This is a genomic window from Parafrankia sp. EUN1f, assembly GCF_000177675.1.
In the GTDB taxonomy this organism is placed as follows: Bacteria; Actinomycetota; Actinomycetes; order Frankiales; family Frankiaceae; genus Parafrankia.
This window is the reverse complement of sequence record NZ_ADGX01000017.1, coordinates 23,154-48,649: the sequence shown is the minus strand read 5'-3', so window position 1 is coordinate 48,649 and position 25,496 is coordinate 23,154. Positions and strand designations below refer to the sequence as shown.

The 25,496-nt window shown below is 70.0% G+C and carries 23 protein-coding genes and 1 pseudogene; 12 read left to right on the top strand and 12 right to left on the bottom strand.

Going from position 1 to position 25,496, the window contains the following annotated elements; genetic code table 11:
- Positions 1-18 precede the first annotated feature (18 nt).
- Positions 19-948: a formylglycine-generating enzyme family protein gene (locus FREUN1FDRAFT_RS07340; protein ID WP_006539352.1), complete on the top strand. Its 930-nt coding sequence runs from the start codon at positions 19-21 to the stop codon at positions 946-948.
- Positions 949-979: 31 nt separating this feature from the next.
- Here the strand turns inward: FREUN1FDRAFT_RS07340 and FREUN1FDRAFT_RS07335 are convergent, their stop codons facing one another.
- Positions 980-1,609 carry a TetR/AcrR family transcriptional regulator gene (locus FREUN1FDRAFT_RS07335; RefSeq protein WP_006539351.1) on the bottom strand — a complete coding sequence of 210 codons (630 nt, stop codon included), beginning with the start codon at positions 1,607-1,609 and terminating at the stop codon, positions 980-982.
- A gap of 777 nt (positions 1,610-2,386) precedes the next feature.
- Between FREUN1FDRAFT_RS07335 and FREUN1FDRAFT_RS07330 the strand changes: the two genes are divergently transcribed.
- Together FREUN1FDRAFT_RS07330 and FREUN1FDRAFT_RS07325 are read left to right on the top strand one after the other, a co-directional pair.
- Entirely contained in the window at positions 2,387-3,469 is a 1,083-nt protein-coding gene (locus tag FREUN1FDRAFT_RS07330; RefSeq protein ID WP_006539350.1) for an S-(hydroxymethyl)mycothiol dehydrogenase, read from the top strand.
- A 205-nt stretch (positions 3,470-3,674) separates the two neighbouring features.
- Entirely contained in the window at positions 3,675-4,994 is a 1,320-nt protein-coding gene (locus FREUN1FDRAFT_RS07325) for an ABC transporter substrate-binding protein (protein ID WP_006539349.1), read from the top strand.
- A 102-nt stretch (positions 4,995-5,096) separates the two neighbouring features.
- Here the strand turns inward: FREUN1FDRAFT_RS07325 and FREUN1FDRAFT_RS07320 are convergent, their stop codons facing one another.
- The 3 genes from FREUN1FDRAFT_RS07320 to FREUN1FDRAFT_RS07310 form a co-directional block, all read right to left on the bottom strand.
- Complete coding sequence (locus FREUN1FDRAFT_RS07320; protein ID WP_006539348.1) at positions 5,097-5,597, bottom strand: hypothetical protein; 501 nt, start codon at positions 5,595-5,597, stop codon at positions 5,097-5,099.
- A gap of 184 nt (positions 5,598-5,781) precedes the next feature.
- Positions 5,782-6,639: an alpha/beta fold hydrolase gene (locus tag FREUN1FDRAFT_RS07315; RefSeq protein WP_006539347.1), complete on the bottom strand. Its 858-nt coding sequence runs from the start codon at positions 6,637-6,639 to the stop codon at positions 5,782-5,784.
- A 41-nt stretch (positions 6,640-6,680) separates the two neighbouring features.
- Positions 6,681-7,247, bottom strand: coding sequence for a dihydrofolate reductase family protein (locus FREUN1FDRAFT_RS07310; RefSeq protein WP_006539346.1), 567 nt, complete (start codon positions 7,245-7,247; stop codon positions 6,681-6,683).
- Positions 7,248-7,598: 351 nt separating this feature from the next.
- On the opposite strand from FREUN1FDRAFT_RS07310, the gene FREUN1FDRAFT_RS07305 reads away from it, so the two are divergent.
- From FREUN1FDRAFT_RS07305 to FREUN1FDRAFT_RS39560, 3 genes are all read left to right on the top strand, one after another.
- Positions 7,599-7,967: a YciI family protein gene (locus FREUN1FDRAFT_RS07305; RefSeq protein ID WP_006539345.1), complete on the top strand. Its 369-nt coding sequence runs from the start codon at positions 7,599-7,601 to the stop codon at positions 7,965-7,967.
- Positions 7,910-9,325: an RNA polymerase sigma factor gene (locus tag FREUN1FDRAFT_RS07300; RefSeq protein WP_006539344.1), complete on the top strand. Its 1,416-nt coding sequence runs from the start codon at positions 7,910-7,912 to the stop codon at positions 9,323-9,325. Before FREUN1FDRAFT_RS07305 ends, FREUN1FDRAFT_RS07300 begins: the two co-directional genes overlap by 58 nt.
- A 111-nt stretch (positions 9,326-9,436) precedes the next feature.
- Positions 9,437-10,009 carry a DUF4287 domain-containing protein gene (locus FREUN1FDRAFT_RS39560; protein WP_006539343.1) on the top strand — a complete coding sequence of 191 codons (573 nt, stop codon included), beginning with the start codon at positions 9,437-9,439 and terminating at the stop codon, positions 10,007-10,009.
- 78 nt (positions 10,010-10,087) lie between these two features.
- Here FREUN1FDRAFT_RS39560 and FREUN1FDRAFT_RS39555 read toward each other — a convergent pair whose 3' ends face one another.
- Together FREUN1FDRAFT_RS39555 and FREUN1FDRAFT_RS07280 are read right to left on the bottom strand one after the other, a co-directional pair.
- Positions 10,088-10,567: a cupin domain-containing protein gene (locus FREUN1FDRAFT_RS39555; RefSeq protein ID WP_006539342.1), complete on the bottom strand. Its 480-nt coding sequence runs from the start codon at positions 10,565-10,567 to the stop codon at positions 10,088-10,090.
- 4 nt (positions 10,568-10,571) lie between these two features.
- Entirely contained in the window at positions 10,572-11,249 is a 678-nt protein-coding gene (locus tag FREUN1FDRAFT_RS07280; protein WP_006539341.1) for a hypothetical protein, read from the bottom strand.
- A gap of 156 nt (positions 11,250-11,405) precedes the next feature.
- Here FREUN1FDRAFT_RS07280 and FREUN1FDRAFT_RS07275 point away from each other — a divergent pair, with 156 nt between their 5' ends.
- Positions 11,406-14,981 carry an AfsR/SARP family transcriptional regulator gene (locus FREUN1FDRAFT_RS07275; RefSeq protein ID WP_006539340.1) on the top strand — a complete coding sequence of 1,192 codons (3,576 nt, stop codon included), beginning with the start codon at positions 11,406-11,408 and terminating at the stop codon, positions 14,979-14,981.
- 61 nt (positions 14,982-15,042) lie between these two features.
- Here FREUN1FDRAFT_RS07275 and FREUN1FDRAFT_RS07270 read toward each other — a convergent pair whose 3' ends face one another.
- The 3 genes from FREUN1FDRAFT_RS07270 to FREUN1FDRAFT_RS07260 form a co-directional block, all read right to left on the bottom strand.
- Positions 15,043-15,468 carry a type II toxin-antitoxin system VapC family toxin gene (locus FREUN1FDRAFT_RS07270; protein WP_006539339.1) on the bottom strand — a complete coding sequence of 142 codons (426 nt, stop codon included), beginning with the start codon at positions 15,466-15,468 and terminating at the stop codon, positions 15,043-15,045.
- Positions 15,465-15,743, bottom strand: coding sequence for a type II toxin-antitoxin system Phd/YefM family antitoxin (locus tag FREUN1FDRAFT_RS07265; protein WP_035950569.1), 279 nt, complete (start codon positions 15,741-15,743; stop codon positions 15,465-15,467). The genes FREUN1FDRAFT_RS07270 and FREUN1FDRAFT_RS07265 overlap by 4 nt, the downstream gene beginning before the upstream one ends.
- Before the next feature lie 346 nt (positions 15,744-16,089).
- Positions 16,090-16,542 carry a transglycosylase SLT domain-containing protein gene (locus FREUN1FDRAFT_RS07260; RefSeq protein ID WP_006539337.1) on the bottom strand — a complete coding sequence of 151 codons (453 nt, stop codon included), beginning with the start codon at positions 16,540-16,542 and terminating at the stop codon, positions 16,090-16,092.
- A 729-nt stretch (positions 16,543-17,271) separates the two neighbouring features.
- On the opposite strand from FREUN1FDRAFT_RS07260, the gene FREUN1FDRAFT_RS07255 reads away from it, so the two are divergent.
- The 4 genes from FREUN1FDRAFT_RS07255 to FREUN1FDRAFT_RS07240 all read left to right on the top strand — a co-directional run bounded on the left by FREUN1FDRAFT_RS07255 (position 17,272) and on the right by FREUN1FDRAFT_RS07240 (position 22,195).
- The gene (locus FREUN1FDRAFT_RS07255; RefSeq protein ID WP_006539336.1) at positions 17,272-18,177 is read left to right on the top strand and encodes a polysaccharide deacetylase family protein; all 906 of its coding nucleotides are present in this window, start codon (positions 17,272-17,274) and stop codon (positions 18,175-18,177) included.
- Positions 18,178-18,276: 99 nt separating this feature from the next.
- The gene (locus tag FREUN1FDRAFT_RS39550) at positions 18,277-18,993 is read left to right on the top strand and encodes a TetR family transcriptional regulator (RefSeq protein ID WP_050795766.1); all 717 of its coding nucleotides are present in this window, start codon (positions 18,277-18,279) and stop codon (positions 18,991-18,993) included.
- A gap of 347 nt (positions 18,994-19,340) precedes the next feature.
- On the top strand, positions 19,341-20,306 hold the full coding sequence (locus tag FREUN1FDRAFT_RS07245) for a nitronate monooxygenase family protein (RefSeq protein WP_006539334.1): 966 nt from the start codon (positions 19,341-19,343) through the stop codon (positions 20,304-20,306).
- A 656-nt stretch (positions 20,307-20,962) separates the two neighbouring features.
- Positions 20,963-22,195 carry a cytochrome P450 gene (locus tag FREUN1FDRAFT_RS07240; RefSeq protein ID WP_006539333.1) on the top strand — a complete coding sequence of 411 codons (1,233 nt, stop codon included), beginning with the start codon at positions 20,963-20,965 and terminating at the stop codon, positions 22,193-22,195.
- On the opposite strand, the gene FREUN1FDRAFT_RS45965 is transcribed toward FREUN1FDRAFT_RS07240, so the two are convergent.
- Together FREUN1FDRAFT_RS45965 and FREUN1FDRAFT_RS45960 are read right to left on the bottom strand one after the other, a co-directional pair.
- Complete coding sequence (locus FREUN1FDRAFT_RS45965) at positions 22,182-22,595, bottom strand: hypothetical protein (protein ID WP_006539332.1); 414 nt, start codon at positions 22,593-22,595, stop codon at positions 22,182-22,184. The two genes, FREUN1FDRAFT_RS07240 and FREUN1FDRAFT_RS45965, sit on opposite strands and share 14 nt — an antisense overlap.
- A 106-nt stretch (positions 22,596-22,701) precedes the next feature.
- Positions 22,702-22,938: pseudogene (locus tag FREUN1FDRAFT_RS45960) on the bottom strand (transposase); the annotation flags it as partial.
- Positions 22,939-23,284: 346 nt separating this feature from the next.
- Here FREUN1FDRAFT_RS45960 and FREUN1FDRAFT_RS07230 point away from each other — a divergent pair.
- The gene (locus FREUN1FDRAFT_RS07230; protein WP_232295079.1) at positions 23,285-24,334 is read left to right on the top strand and encodes an AI-2E family transporter; all 1,050 of its coding nucleotides are present in this window, start codon (positions 23,285-23,287) and stop codon (positions 24,332-24,334) included.
- Positions 24,335-24,431: 97 nt separating this feature from the next.
- On the opposite strand, the gene FREUN1FDRAFT_RS07225 is transcribed toward FREUN1FDRAFT_RS07230, so the two are convergent.
- Complete coding sequence (locus tag FREUN1FDRAFT_RS07225) at positions 24,432-25,484, bottom strand: 3-keto-5-aminohexanoate cleavage protein (protein WP_006539330.1); 1,053 nt, start codon at positions 25,482-25,484, stop codon at positions 24,432-24,434.
- Positions 25,485-25,496: the final 12 nt, after the last annotated feature.

Here is a 25,496-nt window from a genome sequence, read left to right as displayed (position 1 = left end):
GAAAACGAAGAGAAACCCATGTCTGCTTCCTGCTGCACCCCCGGCCGCGATCCCGGCACCGCCGGAGGCGCGGCGGCGCCCATCCGAGCAGCCGGCGCCCGCACGACGCGGATGATCAAGCTTCCCGGCGGGCGTTTCCTCATGGGTACCGAGGATGAGGAGGGCTACCCCGCGGACGGCGAAGGGCCGGTCCGGGAGATCGACCTGAGCCCCTTCGCCATCGAGGCGACGACGGTGACCAACGCCCAGTTCGCCACGTTCGTCAAGGCGACCGGGTACGCCACCGACGCGGAGCGTCACGATTTCTCCTTCGTCTTCGAGGGCTTCCTTTCCGAAGAGGTCAGCAGGAACTCGCCCGTCGTCCACGAGGTGCCCTGGTGGCACGCGGTGGCCGGGGCGTTCTGGAAACACCCCGAAGGACCTGGCTCGTCCATCGCATCGCGCCAGAACCATCCCGTCGTGCACGTCTCGTGGAACGACGCGCAGGCCTACTGCGCCTGGGCGGGCACCCGCCTGCCGTCCGAGGCCGAGTGGGAGTACGCCGCGCGCGGCGGCCTGGAGCAGCGCCGTTACCCGTGGGGTGATGAACTGATGCCGAAGGGTCGGCACCAGTGCAACATCTGGCAGGGCGTCTTCCCGACGGTGAACACGGGGGCGGACGGCTACCTGGGCACCGCCCCGGCCAAGGCCTACCGTCCCAACGGCCACGGCCTCTACAACGTCGTCGGCAATGTCTGGGAATGGTGCGCGGACTGGTTCAGCGCCGACTTTCACACCACCGGCCCGCGTACGAATCCGACCGGGCCGCCCGGTGGCCTCGCCAAGGTCATGCGCGGCGGCTCGCACATGTGTCACTCGTCCTACTGCAACCGTTATCGCGTCGCCGCGCGCAGCTCGAACACCCCCGACAGCTCAGCCGGCAACATCGGATTCCGGGTGGCGGCCTGAGTCGGCAGCAGTGACAGCACACCCCGGGCGGCTAACCGACGGGACGCGGGACCCGCTGCGAAGCCGGGAACAGGACGGGACCCACCCAGCGGCGGAGGTAGGTGCGCAGCTCCTGTCCCGTCCGGGGCGGGTCGGGCGGGGCCAGGATCAGTGACTGCATGATCCGAAGCACGTGCTCGACGAGCTGATCGAGCATCTCATCGTCGTAGCCGAGTTCCGCCCAGTTCACGCGCCGGTTGACAAGGATCGTGCGCACGCGGGCGATCTGGGCGGGCGCCATCATCCGCCGACTGAACGTGGTGGGGTAGCCGCCGGCGAGCAGCAGCATGAGCAGCGGCTCGTCCGGGAACCGCTCGATGATGAACGCCATCGCCTCGACCAGAAAATCGGCGATGTCGTCGACGTCCGTGGGAAAGTTCGCCTCGAACTGTGCCACGAAGCGTTCCGCCGCGGCGTCTGACACGGCGGCGAAGAGTTCCTCGGTGCTCGTGAAGTAGCGGTAGACCGTCTTACGGATGACACCGAGGTCGGTCGCGACGTTGGACAGGGTGGTTCCCGCCGCCCCGCGTAGCGCCACGCTGTGGATCGCGGCGTCGATGATGCGTTCGCGCGCCTGGGCGTCGTCGGCCGGCGGTACGCCGGCCCACCCTCTGCGACCCATGCCTGCCACTCCCTGCTGCCTGACCACGGCCCTGTGCCCTGCCCGTCCGGACTGTCCTACCCGCCCTCGGCGGCCCCGCGGGTCAAGAAGTGTTCTTGCACTCTGTAACCCCGGTTGCGCCCGCCCGTTGCCGCGCGCCCCTCCTGGCCCCGCCAGACGCGGAGCACCACCGAGCCGTCCGGTCGGCACCGGTCACCTCACCATCCTCCAGGCGACCGGATCAGAAAACCACTACGCACAGCGATCGATCGATCTCCGGATTGGACGTTGCCCCAGAAGAAACATCGATCCATCATATGTGTCATTGTCCCCTCTGGAAGCTGGTGATGAGTGACCGCCCTGCCGGCACAGCACGTCAGGGGCGATCTCGACCGCGACGGGGGCAGCGACGGCGACGCGCGGAGCGGAGGCCGAGGCAGCGACCGGGGCAACGACTGCGACGTGCGGGCTGCGCGTGGCACGACGCGAGGCTCGCCGTGGCGCGGGCCTCGCCCCGCCACGGCCGCGCACCCCGAGCTCTCTCGTTCCCGCGATTCCACGACTGTGCTTGCCGATTTTTCTCGTTCCACATTCCCGTTATCCACCGGCCCGAGGTGGTGATTCAACGCGATGCGCAGATGTTCCTGGACCGGCCGCCAGCGGGTCTCACAAGGCGGCATGGCGGCACGGGGCGGATCTGTCGGGTGCCGTTTCCATCGTCGACTCGCGCCTGCGGCGCCCCTGACACTCCCGCGCCGTGAGACGGAAAATATTCTGAGGGTTCCGAGGAGACCGATAATGCAGGAAGTCCGTGGTGTGATCGCCCGCGGAAAAGGCAGGCCGGTAGAACTGACCACCATTTTGGTGCCCGATCCCGGCCCGGGCGAGGCGGTCGTCAGGATACAGGCCTGCGGGGTCTGTCACACCGATCTGCACTACCGCGACGGTGGCATCAACGACGACTTTCCCTTTCTGTTGGGGCACGAGGCCGCCGGAGTGGTCGAGTCGGTCGGCGCCGGCGTGACGGACGTGGCCCCCGGCGACTTCGTGGTGCTCAACTGGCGGGCGGTCTGCGGCACCTGCCGCGCCTGCCTGCGGGGCCGGCCCTGGTACTGCTTCGCCACCCACAACGCCTCCGTTCCCATGACGCTGCCCGACGGGACGGCGCTGTCACCGGCCCTGGGCATCGGCGCCTTCGCCGAGAAGACCCTGGTACACGCCGGCCAGTGCACGAAGGTCTCCCCCGCCGCACGCCCGGCCGTAGCCGGGCTCCTCGGCTGCGGAGTGATGGCCGGTATCGGGGCGGCGGTCAACACCGGCGGGGTCACCCGCGGTGACAGCGTCGCGGTGATCGGCTGTGGCGGCGTCGGAGACGGCGCGGTGGCCGGCGCCCACCTCGCCGGCGCGGCCAAGATCATCGCGGTGGACACCGATCCCCGCAAGCTCGAGTGGGCGAAGGGCTTCGGCGCGACCCACACCGTCAACGCGAAGGAACTCGACCCGGTCGCCGCCATCCGGGAGATCACCGACGGCTTCGGTGCCGATGTCGTGATCGACGCCGTCGGCCGCCCGGAAACCTACCGACAGGCCTTCTACGCCCGCGACCTGGCTGGCACCGTCGTCCTGGTCGGCGTCCCCACGCCGGAGATGACTCTCGAACTGCCACTGCTCGACGTGTTCGGTCGCGGCGGCGCGCTGAAGTCGTCCTGGTATGGCGACTGCCTGCCGTCGCGGGATTTTCCGATGCTCATCGATCTCTATCTTCAGGGCCGGCTCGGCCTGGACGCCTTCGTCACCGAGGAGATCTCGCTGGACGGCGTCGAAGCGGCGTTCTCCAGGATGCACACCGGAGACGTCCTGCGCTCGGTGGTCATCCCATGACCATTGAGCCTTTTCCATCTCACGTTTGCCATTCAGGGTCGTCGCAGGTCCGCGTCGACGCCGGAAAAGGCTCATGACGACCGGGGCTCGCGGCGAGGACGACGGCGCCGCGGGCATCTTGGCCCTCGACGGGCAGGGCCCTGACACACGATGTCCGGTTTCACAGAAGAGAGGAAACCAGGTGCGAAGGTTATTCAGGAAATCGGTGCTGATCCTGGCTGTGGCAGGTGTTGTCGGAATCGCCGGATGCGGCGGCGGGGACAGCGGCAACGACACCGCCGCCGTGGATCCGGCCCTGCTCAAGCTCGGCGCGGACCACGGCTGGAACCAGACCGACGTCACCGTCGACCCGGCCTCGTTGGACTGCCAGGGCAAGGCCTCGAACCCCACTCGCGGTGTCACCGACACGTCCATCAAGATCGGTGGACTGGCGACGGTGACGAGCCCCAGCGGCATCGCGTTCGGTGACGCCGACGCGGGCGCAAAGGCGCGATTCGCCCGCGCGAACGCCGAGGGTGGGATAGCCGGCCGCAAGATCGACTACATCGGCGTGCGCGACGACGGCTCGGATCCGGCGCGCAACTCCGCCCAGGCCACCTCGCTCGTGTCGCGGGAGGAGGTCTTCGCCGCGGCACCGGTGCTCACCACGACGTCCAGCTACCTCGACACGTTCTGCAAAGAGGTCACACCGTTCTTCGGCTGGGGAACCGAAAGCGGTTTCTGCGGAAACGCCATCGGCTTCAGCATCGTCGGTTGTCAGACACCCACCGCCGAGCAGCGGATCTCGGTGAACACCGGGCCGCCCGCGATGGTGAACGCCCTCATCCCAGCGGGATCCCCGAAGAGCATCGCGATGATCGGCATCGACAACGACGCCGCTCGCCAGGGAAACATCACCGTGGCCCAGGGATTCCAGGCCGCCGGATTCGACGTCGTCTACGAGAAGACACCGATCCCCGTCTCCGGCCTTTCCGACCCGACTCCGATCGTCCAGGCGGTCATGACCGCCGACCAGGGTGCGCCGCCGGCGGCGGTGTTCATGGTCACGCCGGTCGGTGACGCCGTGAAGCTGCTCGGCGCCTTCCGCGCGGCCGGGTACGACGGAATCCTGCTCACCCCCTTCTACGACCCGCGCCTGGCCGGGGCGAAGGAGCTCGCGGACACCTACGCGGTCATGCAGTGGCAGCCTGGTCTGTCCACGGACATCGCCGGCATCAACCAGATGCTGACGGACTTCAAGGCGTACGCCCCGGACCTGCCGGACAGCCTGCCGGCGATGGCCGGCTACTGGGCGGCCGACATGCTCGTCACGGCCCTGCAGAAGGTCGGGCGTGACCTCACCGTCGATGCGCTGCTGAAGACCCTCAACGGCGACTACACCAACTACGTCACCGGGGCGGTACCGGAGACCCGCTGGCCGCTGAACCATGTCGCCGCATCACCCTGCGGAACACTCGCCCACCTCAAGGACGGCAAGTGGAGCGCGCCGGCCCTCTCCTGCGGCGCCATCGCGAAGATCTCGTAGTGCCCGGGGCGACCACGGACAGGCCGTGGTCGCCCTCATCCAAGGCCTCAGGCCGTCTCGGTGGCCTTTGCCAGTCCCGGTGCGCCGGACACCGCGCCGTGACTACCGGGTCGGGGCGTAGAAGGTCTGCGGCGCGCCGCAGTAGCTGGAGGACGGAGCCACCGCGCCGGGGACGGCGGTACGGCAGACCCGGATGGTCACGTGGTCGATGGTGCCCACGAGGCCACCGGGCTGGAGCGTGAACGCGAATGCGCGCTCCCCGTTGTCCACCTGCCGTGCCGCCAGGTCCACCGGCACGGTGCCGCTGTAGGCGGTGAAGAACGCGGTGGTACGAAGCCCGTCGTCGCGGATGGGCAGACACACGTTGTTGTACATGTCGTAGACCGATCCCCTGACGTCCACGACCGGAACTCCGGGGGTGCCGAGGGTGCGCCAGGAAAGCTCGCCCTTGGTGTAGCCGAACAGGCAGTCGTCCGCGACGACGGAGAACGAACCGGTGGGCTCCGGAGCGGCCGCCAATGCCGCTCCGGGAGCGAGTACCATGCCGACAAAAGCGGCCACGAACAGGGCAACCAGCCGAAATGACGTGAAGACGCGCCTCATTGCTGTCCTTTCATTTCTTGCCCGAGCTGCTGTCCACGCCACAGTACTTCCCGACGCATTTTGTCGCCGATTCCCCGACACCGACTTCAATCTATATTCACCCGTTCGACATCCAGTGCACCCGTCGCCGGATCTTCCGTGCGGCCCACACCAGCGCCGGCTGTCTGCCCCTGCGGCCGTCCGTTCAGGAGTCGGGCGTGCGTCCGGCGCCGAACCCGCGAATCGCGTCCTCGAGCGCCGCCATCGACACGTTGTGCCCCTGCCCGGTCAGGGTGACTCGCTCCGCGGCGGGCAGGCGGCTGACGAGTTGGGACGCCGCGAGCGCGGTGCCTTTCGGGCTCCTGCCTCCGTCGAGGACGAGCACGGGTACCTCGACCCGGTTCCAGGGGTCGAGGTCGAGCGGCATTCCTTGGACCGTCCCGCCCATGACGGCGACGTCGGCGGGAAGGGTGTGCGCGACGGCCTTGAGGTCCTTCCAGAACGGCGCCAACCGCATGAACGCGACGATCGGCACCGGCGCGCCCATGCCCCTCGTCATGAAGTAGTGGACGGCTGCCGAGCGCCTGCCCTCGGCGATGAGCCCGTCCAGGTGGGATCCGAAGTCGGCCGGTGGGACAGTGCCCGAATCTGTGACCACGAACGGCGGCTGGTAGACGACCACCCCGCGGGCAGGCACGCCAGCCGCGACCGCGCGCAGAGCGAGGACACCACCCGATGACATCCCGAAGATGAGGGGATCGCGGCCGGCGAGCCTGGCGACGGCAGCGAGGTCGTTCACCTCTCGGGCCACCAGGTCGGTGGCGGCGTCCGACGGGCCGTTGCCGCTTTCGCCGCGCCCGCGTCGGTCATAGCCGAACACGGTGAACGTGTCGGACAGCCGCCTCGCGAGGTCGACGAAGCCCTTCCATCGCCGGTAGCTGAAGGCTCCGCCCACAAGGATCAGCGGCGGGCCGGAGCCGATCGAATCCGTGGCGATGACCGTGCCGTCGCGTGACGTGACCATAGTGGTTTCGAAGCCGGTGCCGGCCGACGTGGTGCTCATGGTTCCCTCCAGATACGGAAGATCGCTTGTTGCCGGTGGGCTCAGGCGGCGTTGGCGGCGTTGGCGGCGAGAGCCGGTCGGTAGACCTGGTAGGTCACTCCGTTGCCGAAGGTCCGCTGGCTTTCCAGCGCCAGCCCGACCGGCGCCGAGCCGGTCTCGAACAGGTGCTTGCCCCTGCCGACGACGAGCGGGTGCACGAGCAGGCGCAGTTCGTCGACGAGCCCGGCCTGGAGCAGGTGCCGGGTCAGGGTCGCACTGCCGTTGATGGCGATGTCACCGCCCGGGGAGCTCTTCAGGTCGGCGACCCGGGTGACCACGTCCCCCGAAAGGATCGTCGACGGTGCCCAGCCGAGATCGGTGAGGGTGTCGGTCGCGACGTACTTGTGCGCACCGTTGATGAAGTCGGCCAGTGGGTAGCCGCTCTGGCCGGGCCAGAAGGCCTTCCACTCCTCGAACGTGTGACGGCCAAGGAGAAGCGCGTCGACCCCCGCGATGGCCTCGCCGACGACCTGCATCACCTCCTCGTTGGCGTACGGGAGGTGCCAGGTCTGCGGAGAGTCGACAACGCCGTCGAGCGAGATGAAGTAGCTGGCGGTCAGAAGGCGCATGGCAGGTCCTGTTCATGTTGATGTGGTGCATCTGACGGGTGATGTTGCGGCGGCAGTCGCACCGGTACGTCGATCGGCGGCCTGGCGGTTTCGACACCGCGCCGCGACGAACCTGCCCGGGCGGGGCAACCGACGGAAGGCGGAAGGCGGAAGGCGGAAGATCGCGCCGGCGACCCGCGCCGGCGACCACCGCCGGCGCCGTAGCCTGCTCCCCAACGCCCGCCGCCCTGCGTCAAGGCCTGGAAACATCTGTTCGCCGCATGTCGAAAACCGGCCCACTCACGCGACGTAGGGGTGACAGCCGTCGAGGGCGCGAGTCCGCCGGAGCGGTCCACACGAGGAGAACGACCGATGCGTTTCCTGATCATGAGCAAGTCGAACGAGTACTTCGAAGCCGGCAACCTGCCCAGTCCCGAACTGATGCGACGGATGGGCGAGTTCCTCCGGGAGGCCGCCGCGTCCGGGGTGCTGCTCCAGGCCGACGGCCTGCTCCCAAGCGCCTACGGAGCCCGCATCCAGGCCCACGGCGGCGAGGTCAGCATCACCGACGGGCCCTTCCCCGAGGCGAAGGAGGTCGTCGGAGGATTCGCCTTCATCGAGGCCCGCAGTCTGGCGGAAGCCAAGGAGTGGGGCCGTCGGTTCGCGATCGCGCATGACGGGGAGTGCGACGTCGAGATTCGTCAGGTCACCGGCGCCGGCGGGCCGGGGGACGCGAGCTGAACACCGAACCGGACACCGAACCGGCCCCAGCGCGGTCACCGGACCCGGCCGCGGACCCGACCGCGGGCCCGGGGACTGTCGACCCCGACGTCGTCGCGAACCAGTGGCGCATCGAGTTCCCTCGCCTGGTGGCGGCAGCGCACGCCATCCTGCGAGATCCCAGCCTGGCGGAGCAGGTCGCGCAGGACGCTTTCGTGGCTGCCATGGAGCAGTGGCCCGTCGACGGACTTCCGGACCGGCCGGGTGCCTGGTTGATGACGGTGACTCGCCGCATCGCGATCACTCAGCTCCGCCGCATCGTCGACCTGGGCTCGAAGTACGAGCGCATCGCACATGACCAGGCACCGGACGAGGAGGTCTCGATGGAGGACCGCGCGGACGGCCATATCGACGACGACATCCTGCGGCTCATGTTCGTGTGCTGCCACCCTGCTCTCGGACGTGACGCACGCGTGGCACTGACACTGCGCCTCCTCGGCGGACTGACCACGCAGGAGATCGCCCGCGCCCAACTCATCCCGTCCGCGACCGCGGGCCAGCGAATCTCTCGCGCGAAACGCACCATCAGCGACTCGGGAATCGCGTTCGAGAACCCCACGACGGCTGAGCAGCTCCAGCGGCTGCCAACAGTCCTGGAGGTCATCTACCTGATCTTCAACGAGGGCTACACGGCCACGTCCGGCCCGGACTGGACCCGCCCCGACCTCGCCGGTGAGGCGATGCGACTGGGCCGGATGCTGGTCCACGTCCTGCCGAACGCGGCCGAGACACACGGTCTGCTCGCGCTGATGGAACTGAACGCCTCCCGTTTCCGGGCCCGTCGAGGTGCCGACGGACCTGTCCTGCTTGCGGACCAGGACCGGATGCGCTGGGATCGCCTGCTCATCCGCCGCGGGTTACAGGCCCTCACTACGGCGATCCGGCTGGGCGGCGGCCCGTACACCCATCAGGCCGGGATCGCTGCGTGTCACGCCCAGGCACTCACCTACGAGCAGACAGACTGGCGGCGGATCGCGCAGCTGTACGACTCCTACCTCCAACGGCACCCGAGCCCGGTGGCCGAACTGAGCCGCGGCATCGCGCGTTGGAAGGCCTATGGCACCGCGGCCGCACGCGAAATCCTTGCCCCGCTTCTCGCGGACACCCGGATGACCGACTACCCCTATCTCGCGGCGACGATGGCGGAGATCGAGACAGCCGACGGCAACCCGCTGCTGGCCGCCGACTATCTGCGCCGGGCAATCCGTTCGACGCACAACGAGCCCGAGAAGGCCCTCCTGGCCCGGCGACTCGCCGGACTCGACGCCCTGATCCGCCCCGCCGATGACCCGGCCGACGACGAGGGCGCAGCGCCATGAGCAACCGACCCCAGGTCGCCGCCGGCCTGCTGTTGACCTCGGTCGCGACCAATCCATGCCCGGCACCCCTCCCGCGCCGATCCCGCTCGAATCCTCCGAAGGAGCACACCGGTGAGTTTCCAGGGTTATCTCAACACCATCAGGGACAGGACCGGGCTCGGTCCGGACGACTTCGTCCGCCTCGCCGGCGAGCGAGGCCTGCTCGACGTGGCCATCAGACCCGGCGACGTGATCTCCTGGCTCGCGGCGGACCACGGGCTGGGTCGGGGCCATGCGATGGCCATCGTCGCCGTGCTGAAGGAAGCCCTGCCCATCAGCGTCACAGGAGCGACCAGCGACAGCGTTGCGACGCTCTTCTCGGGGCCTCGCACTGTCTGGGCGCCGACCTACGAGGCGCTGCTCAAGCACGTGCAGGGGCTCGGAAACGACACCGGGATCGCGCCGACGACGAAGTACGTCGGTTTCACCCGCGGCGGACGGAAGTTCGCCATCGTCGCACCCACCGGTGATCGCCTCGACCTCGGGCTCAGGCTGGACCCCGGTCTGGTCGATCCGGCGCTCGAACCATCCGGCTCATGGAACTCGATGGTCACCCACCGAGCCCGCATCACCGAGCCCGGGCAGCTCACAGGCGGTCTGCTCGCACTGCTGGATTCCGCCTACTCGGGGCGGGGCGCTGTCTGATCACCGGTGGCATGGGATACCGAGGACGTGGCCGGCCCGCACCGTGGAGTCGCCGGGCCGGTGTCGGATGGAGGCACATCAACCGTCGTGATGGTGCGGTTCGTCCGGCGCCTGGGCAGGCAGGGCGAGCACGTCGACGTTGTACTCGGCCGACAGCGGCACGATGAGGTCGGCGTCGTGCCCCGGCGGCCAGAGCGCGAGGTAGAGCCCTTCGGCCCCACCCGGTGTGAACAGCATGAGCACGTCGGCCGGCCCGTCCAGGGCGAGGCACCGGTGCGGCCGGCCGCGGGGGACGAAGACGAGGTCTCCGGTGACGGCGGTGAAGTGGCGTGAAGCGGCCTCGACCCGCATCCGTCCGTCCAGGACGACGAACGACCGGTCCTCGCCGTGGTGGATCAGGTACGGCGCTTCGTCGGCGGGCAGCAGCCGGACCCGGAGCAGGCCGTAGGAGCCGCCGGTCGTCGTCGCGGTGGCGAGCGGCACGGGCGCCGGCCTGCCCGGTGGGACCGTCCGCGGGCCACCCCCGGCGGTGCCGGAGGTGGTGTGGAACGGGCGCACTCGTTCAGCTCCCGCCTCGTCGCGGCCGGCTGCTGTCGCTCCACGGCAGGGTGGTTGCCGCCAGCGCCAGGCCTGCGACGACGGTAGCCGGGATGATCCAGTAGCCTTCCTTCACCGGCAGGCCCTGCCCGAACAGGAGCGTCACACCGGCGAGGACGAGACCCGCGGCCACCGGCCTGGACAGCCCGCCGGCCCGCCACCCGACGATGCCGAGCAGCGGAACTCCGATGATGAACGCGAACGCGACCGGCAGGGCGACCAGCGTCATGTCGGACTCGATCTCGTGCAGGGTGTGGTGGTCGATGTTCGGTGCGACGAACAGCTCGATGTAGGCGTTCGCGGGCATCGTCACGAACCCGATCCAGACCAGCGCGTAGGCGGCCCGGGCCAGCCGGCCAGGCCCGAGGCGGCCGGCCAGCAGCGGCAGCCCTGCGGCGATCAGCACACCGCCGACTCCGAAGAGCAGGTGGGCGGCGGACCAGGTCGCCGCCTGCTCGGCCGCCTCGTTGTGCTCGAGCGGGTGCAGCAGGTTTCCCAGCGCGAACAGGACACCGCCGGCACCGAGCAGCACCCGGCGCAGCGTCGTGTCATCCGGCCACGCCGGCACGGCGGCCTCCGGGCGCGGCTCCGGGCGCGGCTCCGGCGGCGCGCCGGCGAGTGGCTGTGACTCCAGAGCGGACATGGCTTCTCCTTCATGACCGGGCGGCCGGGTGCCGATCCCTTCACCAGGGACGACTGTTGCCGACTACGCTGGCCGTCCTGCGGTGAATGCCTTGCGTGCGCCTTGCGTCCGGCTGGTGCCCAGCCGGCGGCGAATCGGGGAGGGTCGATCGGAGCGGTGAGCGGCTCCTCTCCCGTGCGGTTCGGTGTGCTCGGACCGACCATCGCCACCGCCCGCGACGGCTCCCCGCTGGAGCTCGGCCCGCGGCGGCGCCGGGAGCTGGTCACCCTCCTGTTGCTGCGGCCCGGCGTCACCGTCACCGCCGACGCACTGGCCGACGAGCTGTGGCAGGGCGAACCGCCACCCGCCGCGCGGTCCACGCTGCAGGCGCATCTGTCCGTGCTGCGCCGGGTCCTGGAGCCCGGGGCCAGCCCGCCGTACCGGCTGCTCGTCACCCGAGGCTCGGGCTACGCCCTCGCGGTCTCCCCCGCCGATCTCGACACCGGGCGCCTCGACGAGTCACGGGCCCTGGCCAGGCGGGCGCTCGACGACGGGGACCCGGTCGGTGCCCGCGCTCATCTGGAGCGTGCGCTCGCCCTCTGGCGGGGTGAGCCGTTCGCCGACCTGGCGGACCACCCGACAGCCGAAGCGGCGCGGGTGAAGCTGGCGGAGGACCAGATGGCCGTCCGGGCAGACCTTCTCGCCGTCCGGCTCGACCTGGGCGAACACGATGCGGTGATTGGTGAGCTGCGCGTCCTGACGAGCCAGCACCCGCTGCAGGAGCGGCTGCATGCCCAGCTCGCCACCGCGCTGTACCGCGGCGGCCGGCAGGCCGACGCGCTCACCGTTATTCGTCAGGCACGGCAGACCCTGGCGAATGATCTGGGCCTCGAACCGGGGCCGGATCTCCGGGAGCTGGAGACCGCGATCCTGCGCCACGATGCCGGGCTGGCGCGCCCCGGCGTCCCCCACACCGGCGTCCTAGCCGCCCCGGCCGCCACCGCCCCCGCGCCCGCCACCCCCAGGGCCGGGGCCGCCGGAGCCGGGGCCGCCGGCGGGCAGCTGCCGTTGCTTGGCCGAGACCGGGAGCTCGCCGCCCTCGAACAGGCGTGGGAGCGGACCACCACCGGGCTGACGACCGGCGTGGCCCTGCTTTCCGGCGAGGCAGGCATCGGCAAGACCCGGCTGCTGGAGGAACTCGCCCGGCGGGTACCGGCGCAGACCCGGTGGGGCCGCTGCACGCAGGTCTCCGGCGCCCCGGCCTACTGGCCATGGCGGCAGCTGCTACGAGGACTGCCCGCGGAGGTGGTGGGCGCGTTCGGGGCGGTCCGGGACGGTGACGGTCCGGTCCGGTTCGAGGTGGCGCTGGCGATCGGCCGCCATCTGGCCGAGCTCGCCTCCGCCGGTCCGGTGCTGGCACTGCTCGAGGATCTCCACTGGGCCGACCCGGCTTCGACCGCGATGCTGGAGATCCTCGCCAGCGAGCTGACAGACGTCCCGGTGCTGCTGGTCTGCAGCTTCCGCCCGGGGCGCGCCGGGACGGCCGCCCCAGGCGACCCCGCCGGTGACGGCCAGGACGGCGAGCCGCTCCGCCGGCTGCTCGGCGTGCTCGCCCGTCACCCCGCCCTGACCAGGGTGGAGCTGGCCGGGCTCCCGCCGACGGACGTCGGCCGCCTGTTCGGCGCCGTGAGCGGCATGGCGCCCACCCCCGAGCAGGCCGCGGCGGTCCGCCGCCGCACCGCCGGCAATCCCTTCTTCGTCGTCGAGCTCGCCCGGCTGGCGGCGACCACCTCTGTCGGCCGGGCCACGGCCGCCGGCCAGGCCACGGCAGACGACCAGGCCACGGCTGTTGACCAGGCCACGGCGGCCGGCACACTGCCGACCGGGGTACGCGACACCGTGCTCGCGAGGCTGGCCGCGATGCCCGCCGGCCTGACAAGCCTCCTCGCCGCGGCCGCCGTGGTCGGCCGCGAGGCGGCTCTGCCGGTGGTGTCAGCCGCCGCCGGGCTGCCCCAGGCCGGCGCGCTCGACGCGGTGGACATCGCCGTCGCCGCCGGGCTGGCCGACGTGCCCGCCCCTGGCCGGCTGAGGTTCACCCACGACATCGTCCGGGAGGCCGTGCTGGTCGGGATGGGCACGGCCGAGCGGGCCCGGCTGGCCGGCCTCGTCGCCGACGCCCTGGTCGCCCACCAGGGCGCGTCGGTGCCTGCCGCGGTGCTCGCGCACCACCTCCGCGTAGCCGCGGCCGGACATCCCGACCTGCGCGCCGCCCAGGCGCAGGCTGCCGCGGCAAGGGCCGCACTCGCGCAGTTCGCGTTCGAGGACGCGGCGACCCTCGCCGGCCACGGTCTCGACCTCGTCCCCGGGGACCATCCCGACCTGCGGGTCGACCTGATGGTGATCCGCGGCGAGGCACTACGGCGGTCCGCCGACTTCGCGGAGGCACAGCAGGTCCTCACCGAGGCAGCCAGGATCGCCACCGCGCACGGCGACACCGTCCGCGCGGGCCTCGCGACGCTGACCCGCGCCGGCGACGCGGTCGGCGGCTACAGCTCCCTGTTCTACGTCCCGGTGCCGGGCCTGATCGCCGATCTGGACGCCGCGGCGGCGGCCCTGCCCGCGGCCGAAGGGGACCTCCGCCTCCGGCTGCTCACCTCGGCGGCCGTCCGGGCGTGCTATGGGGAGCCGGCGGCGGCCAGCCGGCTCATCGGGCGGGCCGCCGAGGTGCTCGCCGAACAGCGCACGACCCGGCCCGGGGCGGCCGAGGAACCGGCCGGCCTGCTGATCGCCCGGGCGCTCGCGGCCTGGACACCGGCGCACACCGGCCTTCGGCTGGCGATCGCCGACACGCTGCTGGCGACGGTCGAGGGCCCGCCGAGCGGCGAGCTGGTGGCCCGGCACCTGCGTCGGGCCGTCCTGTGGGAGCTGGGCGAGGTCGAAGCCGCCGAGGGCGAGTCGGCCGCCTTCAGCCGGCGGCTGCGCCAGGTGCGCGACCCTGACTTCGACCTGCTGGACCGGTGCTGGCAGGCGATGCATCACCTCTATGCGGGGCGGTACGACCAGGCCGCCGAGGTCGCGGCAGTTCTGGGCGGGCCGATGCCGGGCGTGACGCCCGGGGCGATCAACGCGCTCACCCAGTCCGCCGCCACCATCCACGGCATCACCGCCTGGGACCGCGGCACCATGGGCGACTTCCTCCCACAGGTGGACGACATGGAGGAACAGGTGATCGCCGAGTGGGCGCTGATCCGCGCCCTCGCGCTCGCGGACACCGGACGCCCCGAGTCAGCGGCCCGTGAGGTCCGCCGCCTCGTCCAGCCGGACCTGGCCGACGTCGCGCCTGGTGCCATGGAACCGGTCTACGTCGTGCTCCTCGCCGAGATCGTGGCGCAGTTGGTCGACGCCGTCCCGGCCATGGCCGAGTGGGCGGCCGGCCTCGCGGACCGCATCGCGAGGTACGGCGACACGCTGGTGACCTTTGTGCTCGGCCTGACCTGCATGGGCCCCGCCGCTCTGTACCGGGGCGGCCTCGCCCTGGCGCTGGGCCGGGTGGACGAGGCCATCGCCGACCTGCGGTCGTCGCTGGTGCTTGCCGAGAAGACCGGTGGGGTGCCGTTCGTGATCCGTACCCGGCGGCGGCTCGCCCAGGCGCTACGCCGCGCCGGGCATGCTGACGAAGCCCGACAGTTCGACCGGGCCGCCGCGCGCGACGCGCACACCATCGGCATGCGGCTGCCCTATTCCGGCACCTGACCTGTTTCTGATTCCGGCACCTGCCGTGTTTCCGCCACCTGGCATCGCGTAGGCCGGCCGGTCAGCCTGCCGAGGCGGAGGGCGGGGCCGGCGACGCGGTCGGGAGATCGGCTCGACGCGCGGCCTCGAGCAGGCGCTTGTCGTAGGTCACGAACGCCTCGAGCTGGGTGTCGTTCGCGTCTACCAGTCGAAGCGCGGTGGCCAGGTGGATGGCGTCAAGGGACCGCAGCAGTGGGTCATCGAAAGCAGCCGCGACGTTCCGCACGCGGCCATCGATCTCCAGGCGGTACATCCGGTCCAGCACTCGCGGCACGCGTCCCGATGCCTCCGGGGCCGCTCGCCTGATCGCGCGCGCGACCTCCACCTCCGCCAACGCGGAGGTGAACCGCGGCAGGTCGTCGCGGGCGTTGAGCCAGTCGACGAGTGCCGCACTTTCGGGCTCGGCCACGACAAGCTTCACCACGGCCGCCGAGTCCAGATAGATCACCAGCGCTCCTCGTCGCGCATGGCGATCAGCTCATCGGTCGCGCTCACGGAGGGGCTGCCGAGAAGTGGCGGCATGGGCACAGGCCCACCTGTCACCGGCGGTATCGCGCGCCCCTCGGCCACCAGGCGGTCAAGCGCCGCCGTGCCGCGACCGATGGGCACCAGCCGCGCCACCGGACGGCCACGGTCCGTCACCTCGATCGTCTCGCCGTGCCGAACACGGTCGATGACCTGACTGGTGTTCTGATTGAGCTCCCGCACGCCAACCCGGTCCATGCGCCGAGTGTAGAACATCATGTCCTACATTCGGTCCGCAGTCCACGCGGCCAGGATCGTCCGAGTAGCAGTCAGATCGCCACCCGGCCGGAGTCCCCGACCGCCGCGGTCAGGGCGAAGATCACCAGCCGCGAACGGGCTGATCAGCGCGTCACCCCGCATGACCGCGGCCTCCCAGGATGCGCCGCTCGCCCGAAAGCCGCCCACGGTATCCGTCGACGCGCCTTGAGCCCTGAAAACGACGGAGGGCCTCCCGGCAAAGGGAGGCCCTCCGTGCGTCCGAGCTTCCGCGCCGTTTCAGCCGTGCATCGGCGTTCGGGCGCGGTCCGGCTTCAGCTCAGCCGGGTCAGCCCGCGGCGTGGCCGCGGCCGAGGTACTTCAGGTAGGCGCCGTTGCTGTAGGTCGACCAGGCGGTCGGGCCCTGCATGGAACAGACCTTCCTGGCCGCCGCCGCGTTGGCGTGGGTGTCGTACAGGTTGATGCCCTTGGTCCAGGGGTGTGCCCAGGTGTTGATCTGCCAGAGGCCCCGGGAGTCCTCGATGCTGGTGGCCAGCCGGGCACTCGGGTTGCCGCCGGACTCGGCCAGCGCGATGGCGACCCAGGTGGACGTCGGCACGCCACGGCAGCCGGACAGGCCCGCGCTCTTGGCGGCCAGGGCGATGGACGAGTCGGAGGCGGCGCTCGCCGGAGAGGCAGCCATCAGCCCGACACCAGTGGTGACGGCTCCCACCATGGTGACGGCGGCGAGACGGTTACGCAGGCTGCTCTTGACTGTGCGTCGGATCGACAAGAAATGCACTTTCCCACGACACCTACGGAAGCCCGAAATGGGCACGCGAGCACACTGGCCGAAAAGCCTGGCCCGCAGCGGAGATGCTTCTTCGCATCCACCCGGAACAATGACCCTTCTCCATCGTCGGCGCTGGCCCGTGGCTACAGCACTCGACAAAGGTGAGATGGAAAATGGTCAGCCCCGGAAAGGTTCTCCGTTTCTGCCCCGCGAAAATGAGAGAGGATATGCACCGGAACCGTGGGCAGAACTCGGCGTCGGCCCGGTGTTCGCGCTCCGGCCGGTTCATGCTCCCGACCGGAACGAGCACAACATTAGGCCGGATCTTGACCCGAAGGCAAGCACCCAGCGTCACCGGATACGGTCCCGATCGCTGACTTTCCGCATTTCCCCGTCACCCACAGGCAGATCGTCGGACAGCCCGTGGCCGGCGTCACGTTTCAAAAGGCCGCGGGATGCCGAGGACGTGGCCGGCCCGCGCCGTGGAGTGCCGGGTCGCGGCGCCCGTGGTCGCCGCCGCACCGCGCCGGCCCCGGCTCTCCCCCAGCTCTCCCCCGGCCACCCCGGCCACCCCGGCCGGCCACCCCGGCCACCCCGGCCACCCCGGCCACCCCGGCAGCGTCCAGCCCCGATCCGTCGCCGGCGAACCGGCCCGACCCGGGCTCGAACCCGCCCCCCTTGATGCCGACTTGGTCGGCAAATGACCGGAGTACCCGTGATCATTGCTAATGTCGCGACGTGGAGCGCAGAACGCTGCTGTCGCTGCTGAGCATCGGTGCCGCCCAGTTCCTCGTCGGATGTTCGTCCGGATCCATCTCGCCCGGGCAGCCGACGCAGCAGCGGACACCGCTGACCGGCAGTCCAACCAGGCCGGTCGGTCAGCCGGCGCAGCATCCGGCACCGCTGGCCGCCGGCGCCAGCGGGCCTGCCGACCAGGGCGCCACCGTGGGCTCGGTGAGCATGTCGTCAGGCCCAGCGCTGCCACCGATCCCACCGCCGCACCCCGGCCGCCCGAAAGTCGTCTTCCAGGCGCCAGGCCAGACGCGGCGGATCGCCCTGACCATCGACGACGGTTACGCACCCGAGGTGGTCGCCGCCTACGTCGCCTTCGCGCAACGCAGCGGGATCCCGATCAGCTTTCAGCCGAACGGCTGCTACGAGGCGATCTGGAACCAGCATGCCGCCGCCCTGCGGCCACTCATCGAGGCCGGCCAGGTACAGATCGGCAACCACACCTGGACGCACCGCGACCTGCTCGCCCGTGGCCGGGCCGACGCGGACATCCGGGCGGACGTCGAGCGGAACGAGGAATGGATCCAGCGGATCTTCGGCATCACCGGCCGCCCCTGGTTCCGACCGCCCTACGGATCCCACAACAGTCACGTGGACGGCGTCGTCGCCGAGCTCGGCTACACGAACATCATGATCTGGAACGGCTCCTTCGGCGACTCCGCCGTGCTGACCCCGGAGCAGCTGATGAACGAGGCCAGACGCTATCTCCAGCCCGGCACGATCATGCTCGGCCACGCGAACCATCCCACCATCACCGGGCTGTTCGACCAGGTCGAGGAACTGATCGAACAGCGCCAGCTGGAGCCCGTCACCCTCGACACGATGTTCGGCACCTCCCGCGCCACGGGCTGACCGACCCGACCCACCGGTGGGCCCACCGCGCCGGAACAGCGCCGGATCCTCCACTGCGGTCGCCGCCGTGGTCCAAACATGGACCGTTACAGTCGCAGTGTGTCTGACCGCCGAGCCGCTGCCGCACGGCGGCTGACGGGGTCGCACCTACCGGTCGGGCTGGACGCGGACGCGGTGGTGACGGCGGCGCTCGCCCTGATCGACGCCGACGGGGTCGCCGGCTTCACGATCCGCCAGCTCGGCGAGCGGCTGGGCGTGAGCGCGCCGACCATCTACTGGCATGTCGGATCGAAAGCCGCGCTGCTCGACCAGGTCGTCGAACGCGTCCTTTCGAACATGATGCTGGATACCGACCCTGATCAGACCTGGGACCGAAGGCTACGGCTGTTCATCACGGCCGCGCGCGAACAACTGCTCGCGCATCCGCATGTACTGGATCTGCTGCCTGCCGCGACGTCGCGTGCGGTCACCCAGTGGTCGGCCGAGGCGCTCGCGATCATGCGTCAGGCAGGGTTGACCGACGAGGATGCTGGAACCTACGCGAAGGTCCTCCTCCTGCAGGTCCTCGGTTATGCCCGTGCCGAGGCCGCGGTTCGCACCGCGCGGTCCATGGAACCGGTGGCCGGCAGCTCGGGCCTGACCTACCGGGTCAGGCCCGAGCTCGTCCGGCCCGAACTCGGCCCTGACGCCGTGCTCATGGGCACCTACGACCTCGACGTCCAGCTGCGGATCATGATCGACCTCCTCGTCGCCGGCGTCGAGGCCGCGATCGAGCGAGCGAGACCAGGGAGACCAAACCCGGATCGCGCTGGCTGATCAGATCCGCGGATCCTTCGCCCCCGCCGGGCGGCCCGGCGTGACGGCGCTGCCTGCACGCTTCGGGAACGCCTCATCCCACCGCCGGCGGGTCAAGGCGTTGAAGGGCCCACTGGCGCAGTGTCACCTTCGCGATCTTGTCCAGGGTCGCTCGCGGAAGGTCGTCGATGTCACGGCCGGCCAACCTCGCACGCTCGCCTATGCTCGTTATAGGTCTATGGCCGTTATAGTGCGGTCTGCGTCACACGGTCAAGCCGCCACCCGCGCGCCCGTGGACGCGGCAGGCAGGCAGGTGGTGGCCGTGATCAGCCAGGTGGCCACCGCACCGAGGGGATAGCGAAACACCCATGACACAAGGCAGAAAGCCACGGATCGAGTGGCCGCTCCTGGCCGACGGGCTGGTGCTGCCGCTGATCGCCGCGCCGATGACCACGGTGTCCACCCCGCCACTCGTGGCCGCCGCATGTTCCGCGGGCATCGTCGGCGCGTTTCCGACCAGCAACTGTCATTCGAACGCCGAGCTCGACGAGTGGCTCGACGAGATCGCGGCTTCCGTTCATGCCACGAGAACGGCCGCCGGCGATGTCACCGGCGCTCCCACACCGGGTCCGGTCGCAGCCAACCTGATCGTGCACCGGGCGAACAAACGCCTCGACGACGACCTCCAGACGATCGTGCGCCATTCCGTCGAGCTGGTCATCACGAGCGTCGGCAACCCGGTTCCGGTGATCGACCCGCTTCACCGCGAGGGCTGTCGCGTCTTCGCGGACGTCGCCTCGCTCGCGCACGCACGCAAGGCTGTGGACGCGGGCGCCGACGGGCTCGTGCTGCTCAGCGCCGGCGCGGGCGGTCACACCGGCTGGGCCAACCCGTTCGCCTTCGCCCGCGCCGTTCGTCGGTTCTATGACGGACCGCTGGTTCTCGCCGGCGGTATCAGCGACGGCACGGCGCTGTGGGCAGCTGTCACCCTCGGCTACGACCTCGGCTACATGGGCACGAAGTTCATCGCCACCCGGGAAAGCGGCGCGGACTCGAACTGGCGCGCCGCTGTCGTCGGCGCCAGCCTCGACGACATCACCCTTGGCACCGCGCCCAACGGGGTCACCGTCAGCATGCTCGTACCTCCAGGCGGCGCAGGTCAGCCCACGGGCAGCGCCGGGCACACCGTCTCCGGCGTCGATGCGATCACCACGGTCGCGGGCGTCGTTGCCGCGACGAGCACCGAATGGCACCAGGCCCGGGCCCGCACCAGCACGGCGCTCAGGGCGTCGGGGCGAGCAGGCCTACGGGGCCAGCAACCTGTCGTGGGCTGAGGTCGGCGGTCGCGCCTCGGCGCTACCGCCGTACCGCGATCAGGCTTGAGGCTGGGCTGACCGGGTCCTCACCGGCCCACGGTCGCTTCGGCTGTGGGCCACGGTCGCGGTCCTCGGCGATGTCCTCGGCGTCGAGATACCCGTGGACGATCTGACCAGCATGCGCTGGATGCGGATCGAGGCTTGGCAGGTTCTCCCCAGGATGCCTCGACTCCTTGCTTAACCGCAATGGTCACCGTTAGGGTGATTTGAATCAATTGTACGAATTGAGGGGGTTGGGTGCGGTGGCGGACCCAAGCTGGCCGGAACACCGCCTGGGTGGTGGACGCCCGCCGCGGACGAGGGCACCCCGGAGGATCTGAGCGCCGACCCGCCCCGGCCTAGTCACGAGCACGTACACACCCGGTGAAGGCTTGCGATCGCGCCCCGAGGACGGCCCAGCCGGTGTCGGCGGTCGGGGCAGGGGCCGGCAGCCCACCACACGTACCGCCGGTACCCGCACCGAATCCCACCCGCGCGGCAGCGCGGCCGCCGTGCCCGACGCCGCCTGGCGGGCGGCACCTTGCTCGACCAGCGCCGCCGTCGTCCCTCCATCAGGGCGGACGAGCGGCGCGCCGTGTTTCCTGACCCTGACCGTGAAAGGATTTCCGTCCCCCATGTCGGTTACCGAGACTGTGCACCAGGATCACGATCTCCCGTCCTTTCCATTTCCGGACACATTCAGTCCGCTCCCGTCGGGAATGCTGGCCGAGATCGCCCGGCGTGCACCCGCGGTTCGGGTTCGGTTCGGCCCCGGGCAGATCCCGATCTGGCTCATCGTCCGGCATGCCCCGGCCCGAGCGATGCTCGGCGACCCCCGTTTCTCCCGCACGAAGACGCTCGAATTCCGACCTCCGCTGACCGGTGCGCAGATTCCCGACCCGAACTCGTTGCTGTGGCTGGATCCGCCGGATCACACCCGAATCCGGCGGCTCGTGTCCACCGGATTCGCTCACCGCCGCATCGAGCAGCTCCGACCGTGGGTCGCGCAGACGGCTCGCCGGCAGGTCGCCGAGATGACCGCTAAGGATGCTCCGGCCGACCTGCGCAGTGATGTGGCCGCCGCACTTCCGGTCGACGTCATCTGCCAGATCCTCGGCGTGCCGCAGATCGATCGGGAGAACGTCCGCACATGGGGTGAGGCGCTTTTCCGGTTCGCCCAGAACCGGGAGGCCGCCGCCGCCGGGCAGAAGGCGCTGTACGGCTATATGGACGGTCTGGTGAGGGAACGCCAGGCGCAGCTCGCCGCCGGGGAGCCGGCGACGAAGCTGTTCGACGTCCTGATCACCACCCAGGACACCGATGACGGTCGGCTGAACGAGGCCGAGCTGCGCTCGCTGGCGCTGACGCTGCTCATCGGTGGGTTCGAGACGACCGCCGGAGTCATCACCAACGCGGTCGCCACCTTGCTGACCGATCGGTCGCAGTGGGAGTCGCTCGTCGCCGACCCGACGCTGCTGCCGACGGCCGTCGAGGAACTGCTTCGCTACCACCCGCTGTCGATGACGTTCCCCCGGGTCGCGACCGAGGACGTGGATCTCGGCGAGTTCACGGTCAAGGCCGGCGAGGTCGCGATCGCCCCGTTCGCCGCCACCAACCGGGACCCGGACCTCTACGACGACCCCGACCGGCTCGACCTCACCCGGGAACCGGTGGCCAACCTCGCCTTCGGCCACGGGGCCCATCACTGCCTCGGCGCGCATCTGGCCCGGGTCGAGCTGACCGAGGTGCTCTCCGCGCTCATCGACCTCGTTCCCACCCTGCGCCTGGCGGTGCCGGTGTCGGAACTGCGCTACGAGCTCGCTGCGCCGATCGGCCGTCCGGAGAGGCTCCCGGTCACCTGGGCCTGATCGGCGATCGTTGGACGGATAGATCGTCTGAGGGTGCCACGGGGATCGCGACGTAGGCCGGGACCCCGAGGCGGATGCCGAGTGTGGCGACGTTACCGAGCACGAAGAGGAAGGGCGGTCCGGCGACGGTTCCCACGATCACTGTCACCATGCGCTCTCCGATCTCATCTCCCACTCTCAAGTCGACGGGGAGCGGCTCGGCCAGATGCGGCACCGACCGTGCGCCCTGGGCGGCGATGCCGAGTACGGCCACCTGTCCGACCGGTTCGCGGTCCCGGTACAGCGTCCACACCCCTGCCGCCGGCCGGTAGCGGGTGCCGATAACGACAAGGTCGTCGCCGGACTCCGCAGCCACCCGCACCGTGCCTAGCAGGCCGACCCGCCGCGCGATTCGCTGCATCTGCCCGGGTGAGGTACTCCGGCGCCAGGTGTCGGCCCGACGGATGTGTGAAGATCAGGTCGCGGAGCTGGACGGGCCTGCCGTGCTCGTCGGGTAGAACCCCCACCGCCGGCTCCGCGAGGCAGTCCCCACCCAACGCCGCGGACAGCGCCAGATCGCACAGCACCTTGCCCGGATCATGCACCGCCCGGCCCGGCCGCCACGGTGTCAACGCCGCCGACAGCGCCTGCCCGAGTCCGCTGGCCCGGACCGTCTCGGTCAGCATCAGCCCGCCCGCGTGCGACACGATTCCACGCCCAGCGACGTCCACGCGGACAGACGGATACACAGCGGTAGTCTTCACCGCGAAGGTGCTCCTTGGTTGGGTTGGATTCAGGCCCTCAGCAAGCCCGATCCTCCCAGCTCAGGAGCACTTTCCTATTCCCGGCACCCCAACAGACGATCACCCCGGTGAAAGCCCGAGGTTAATGAGCCGACATGGACGGGATATGCCGTTCTTCCTACCTCGATGAGTGGGGTACATTTCCTGGTCAGCGGCGTCGCGAAATCCGTCGCCCCCGACTGGTAGAGCTCATCGGCATCGCGTCGACGCCTCTCAGCATGCGCGAGCGTAGAAGGGTCGGAATACGGTGCCGATGTCGTCAATCAATGCCTCAAAAGGATCGCTGGCGCGTTCGACGGTTATTCTGTTGGGACTGGCGTCGTCGGTCGTCACCATAGCCGGGATGCGGGCCTTCCGGGACACTCTGGCCGCGACATTCCTGGCGTTGGTCCTCGTCGTCACGTGCCATCCGCTACAGGCGTGCCTACGCCGCCGCGGCGCACCCGGGTGGGTCGGCGTCGCCGTGACGATGACGACCATATATACGATCATGGCTGGTCTGGTGGTCGCCCTGGTCGCGGCGGCCGCCCGACTTGTCACGCTGCTGCCGGACTACGCCGCACAGTTCGACAAGCTGCTCAACCAGGCCGCCCGGCGGCTGGAGGACCTCGGCGTCACGCCGGAGCAGGCCAGCACGACGGTCGGCCGGCTCGACCTGTCCAAACTGTCCGGCCTGCTGCAGAACATTCTTTCCGGGCTGACCTCGGCGGGGTCGAATCTGATGTTCCTCGTCGCTCTGGTCTTCTTCCTGGCGATCGACGGCGATCAGTTTGCGCGCCGGCTCGACGTGGCCGCCGAGTCGCGGCCGCTCCTGGTGGACGCATTGCGGGCGTTCACCCGCAACACGCGCCGCTATCTTGCCGTTTCCTCGCTCTTCGGGCTGGTCGTCGCGGCGCTCGATGTGCTTGCGCTGCACTGGCTGGCGATTCCGCTGCCGCTGTTGTGGGGGCTGCTGTCGTTCATCACCAACTACATCCCCAACATCGGGTTCCTGGTGGGCCTGCTCCCACCTGCGCTGCTCGGCCTGCTCGAGGGCGGGGTCGCCCGCATGCTCTGGGTCGTGGCGGTCTATTCATCGATCAACATGGTCGTGCAGTCGTTCATCCAGCCGAAGGTCGTCGGGAACGTGGTAAGGCTGTCCGCGACGCTGACCTTCTTCTCGGTGGTCTTCTGGACGTTCGTTCTCGGCCCGCTCGGGGCGCTGCTCGCGGTTCCGATGACGTTGCTGACCAAGGCTCTGCTCATCGACTCCGATCCCGCGGCCCAGTGGTTGCGCCCGCTTCTCGGCGATACGACGGCTGAGGCCGCGGGAGAGGATGCCACGCCATCCGCCCAGTCAGGAACGCAGTCTCCGTGAGGCCACGAGAGGTCGCACCGGTTCGCCGCGATGACCAACCTCTAGGTCAGGTGTGCACACGTCGAGGTCGACTGCCCGTCCCCGCCTCCCTGTCCGGTCAGGCGTGGAAGGTGAAGCCGCGCTGCCCGGGCCTGCGATCGGGCGGGAAACCCAGCTTCGCCAGGGTCTCCTCGGCACTGCTGTACGTCTCGCCCAGCCTGTACACCTCGCGGGCCTCCTTGCCTCCGGCGACCGACCGGCCCAGCTCGCCGGCGATGCGGACGAGCTGCTCCACCTGCCGGACAGTGGTGATCTTCTCCCCCCTGTGGCCCCACAGGTTGTCCTCGTTCCCGCAGCGGGCGTGCAGGCCCAGGGCGATGGCGATGGTGTTGATCGGCAGCACGGTGCGCATCAGCGCCTCGAGGGTGAGGGAGGCGCCGTCGGGAACCCGCCGGACGAACTCCATCATGTTGTAGGGCCCGGGGCCGTCGAAGCCGCCCCCGATGGCCACCCAGGTGACGTTCAGCGGGCCGGTGTACACGCCCCGGCGGATGATCCGCTCCACGGTCTCGAGCTGGGCGATGTTCGCCAGCTGGAAGTGCGGCTGGATGCCGTTCGCCTGCAACCGGCGCAGGTGCTCGTCGACCCAGCCCGGGCCGGCCGGGACGTACATCTCCCGGAAGGCGTCGTAGACGGCGGGACGCTCGAATGACGTCCCCCGGATGTCGTCGGCGGTCATCAACTCGACCACGTTCATCTGGTTGGTGTTGATGGCGATGGTCACCTGGTCGGGGCGGGGATCGAGATCGGCCAGCAGGTGGCGGGTGTCGTCGCTGAGCCACCTGGCCGCGTCTCCCTCGCTTTCCGGCGAGAACGAGATGGACCCGCCGACCTGGAGGATCATCTCGGGGACGGCGTCGCGCAGCCGGGCCAGGAGCTGGTTGAACATCGACAGGCGCTTCGATCCCCTGCCATCCAGCTCGCGGACATGGATGTGGAGCACGGTGGCCCCGGCGTTGTAGCAGTCGACCGCGGCCTGGACGTGCTGGTCCAGCGTCACCGGGATGTCCTCGGGAAAGTCGGCCGGCTCCCATTCCGGGCCGTACGGGGCGGCGGTGATTACCAGCGGCTCCTGGTTCTCCGGAAAAAGGGAATCATCGAGAAAGTGCATCGGAGGATCTCC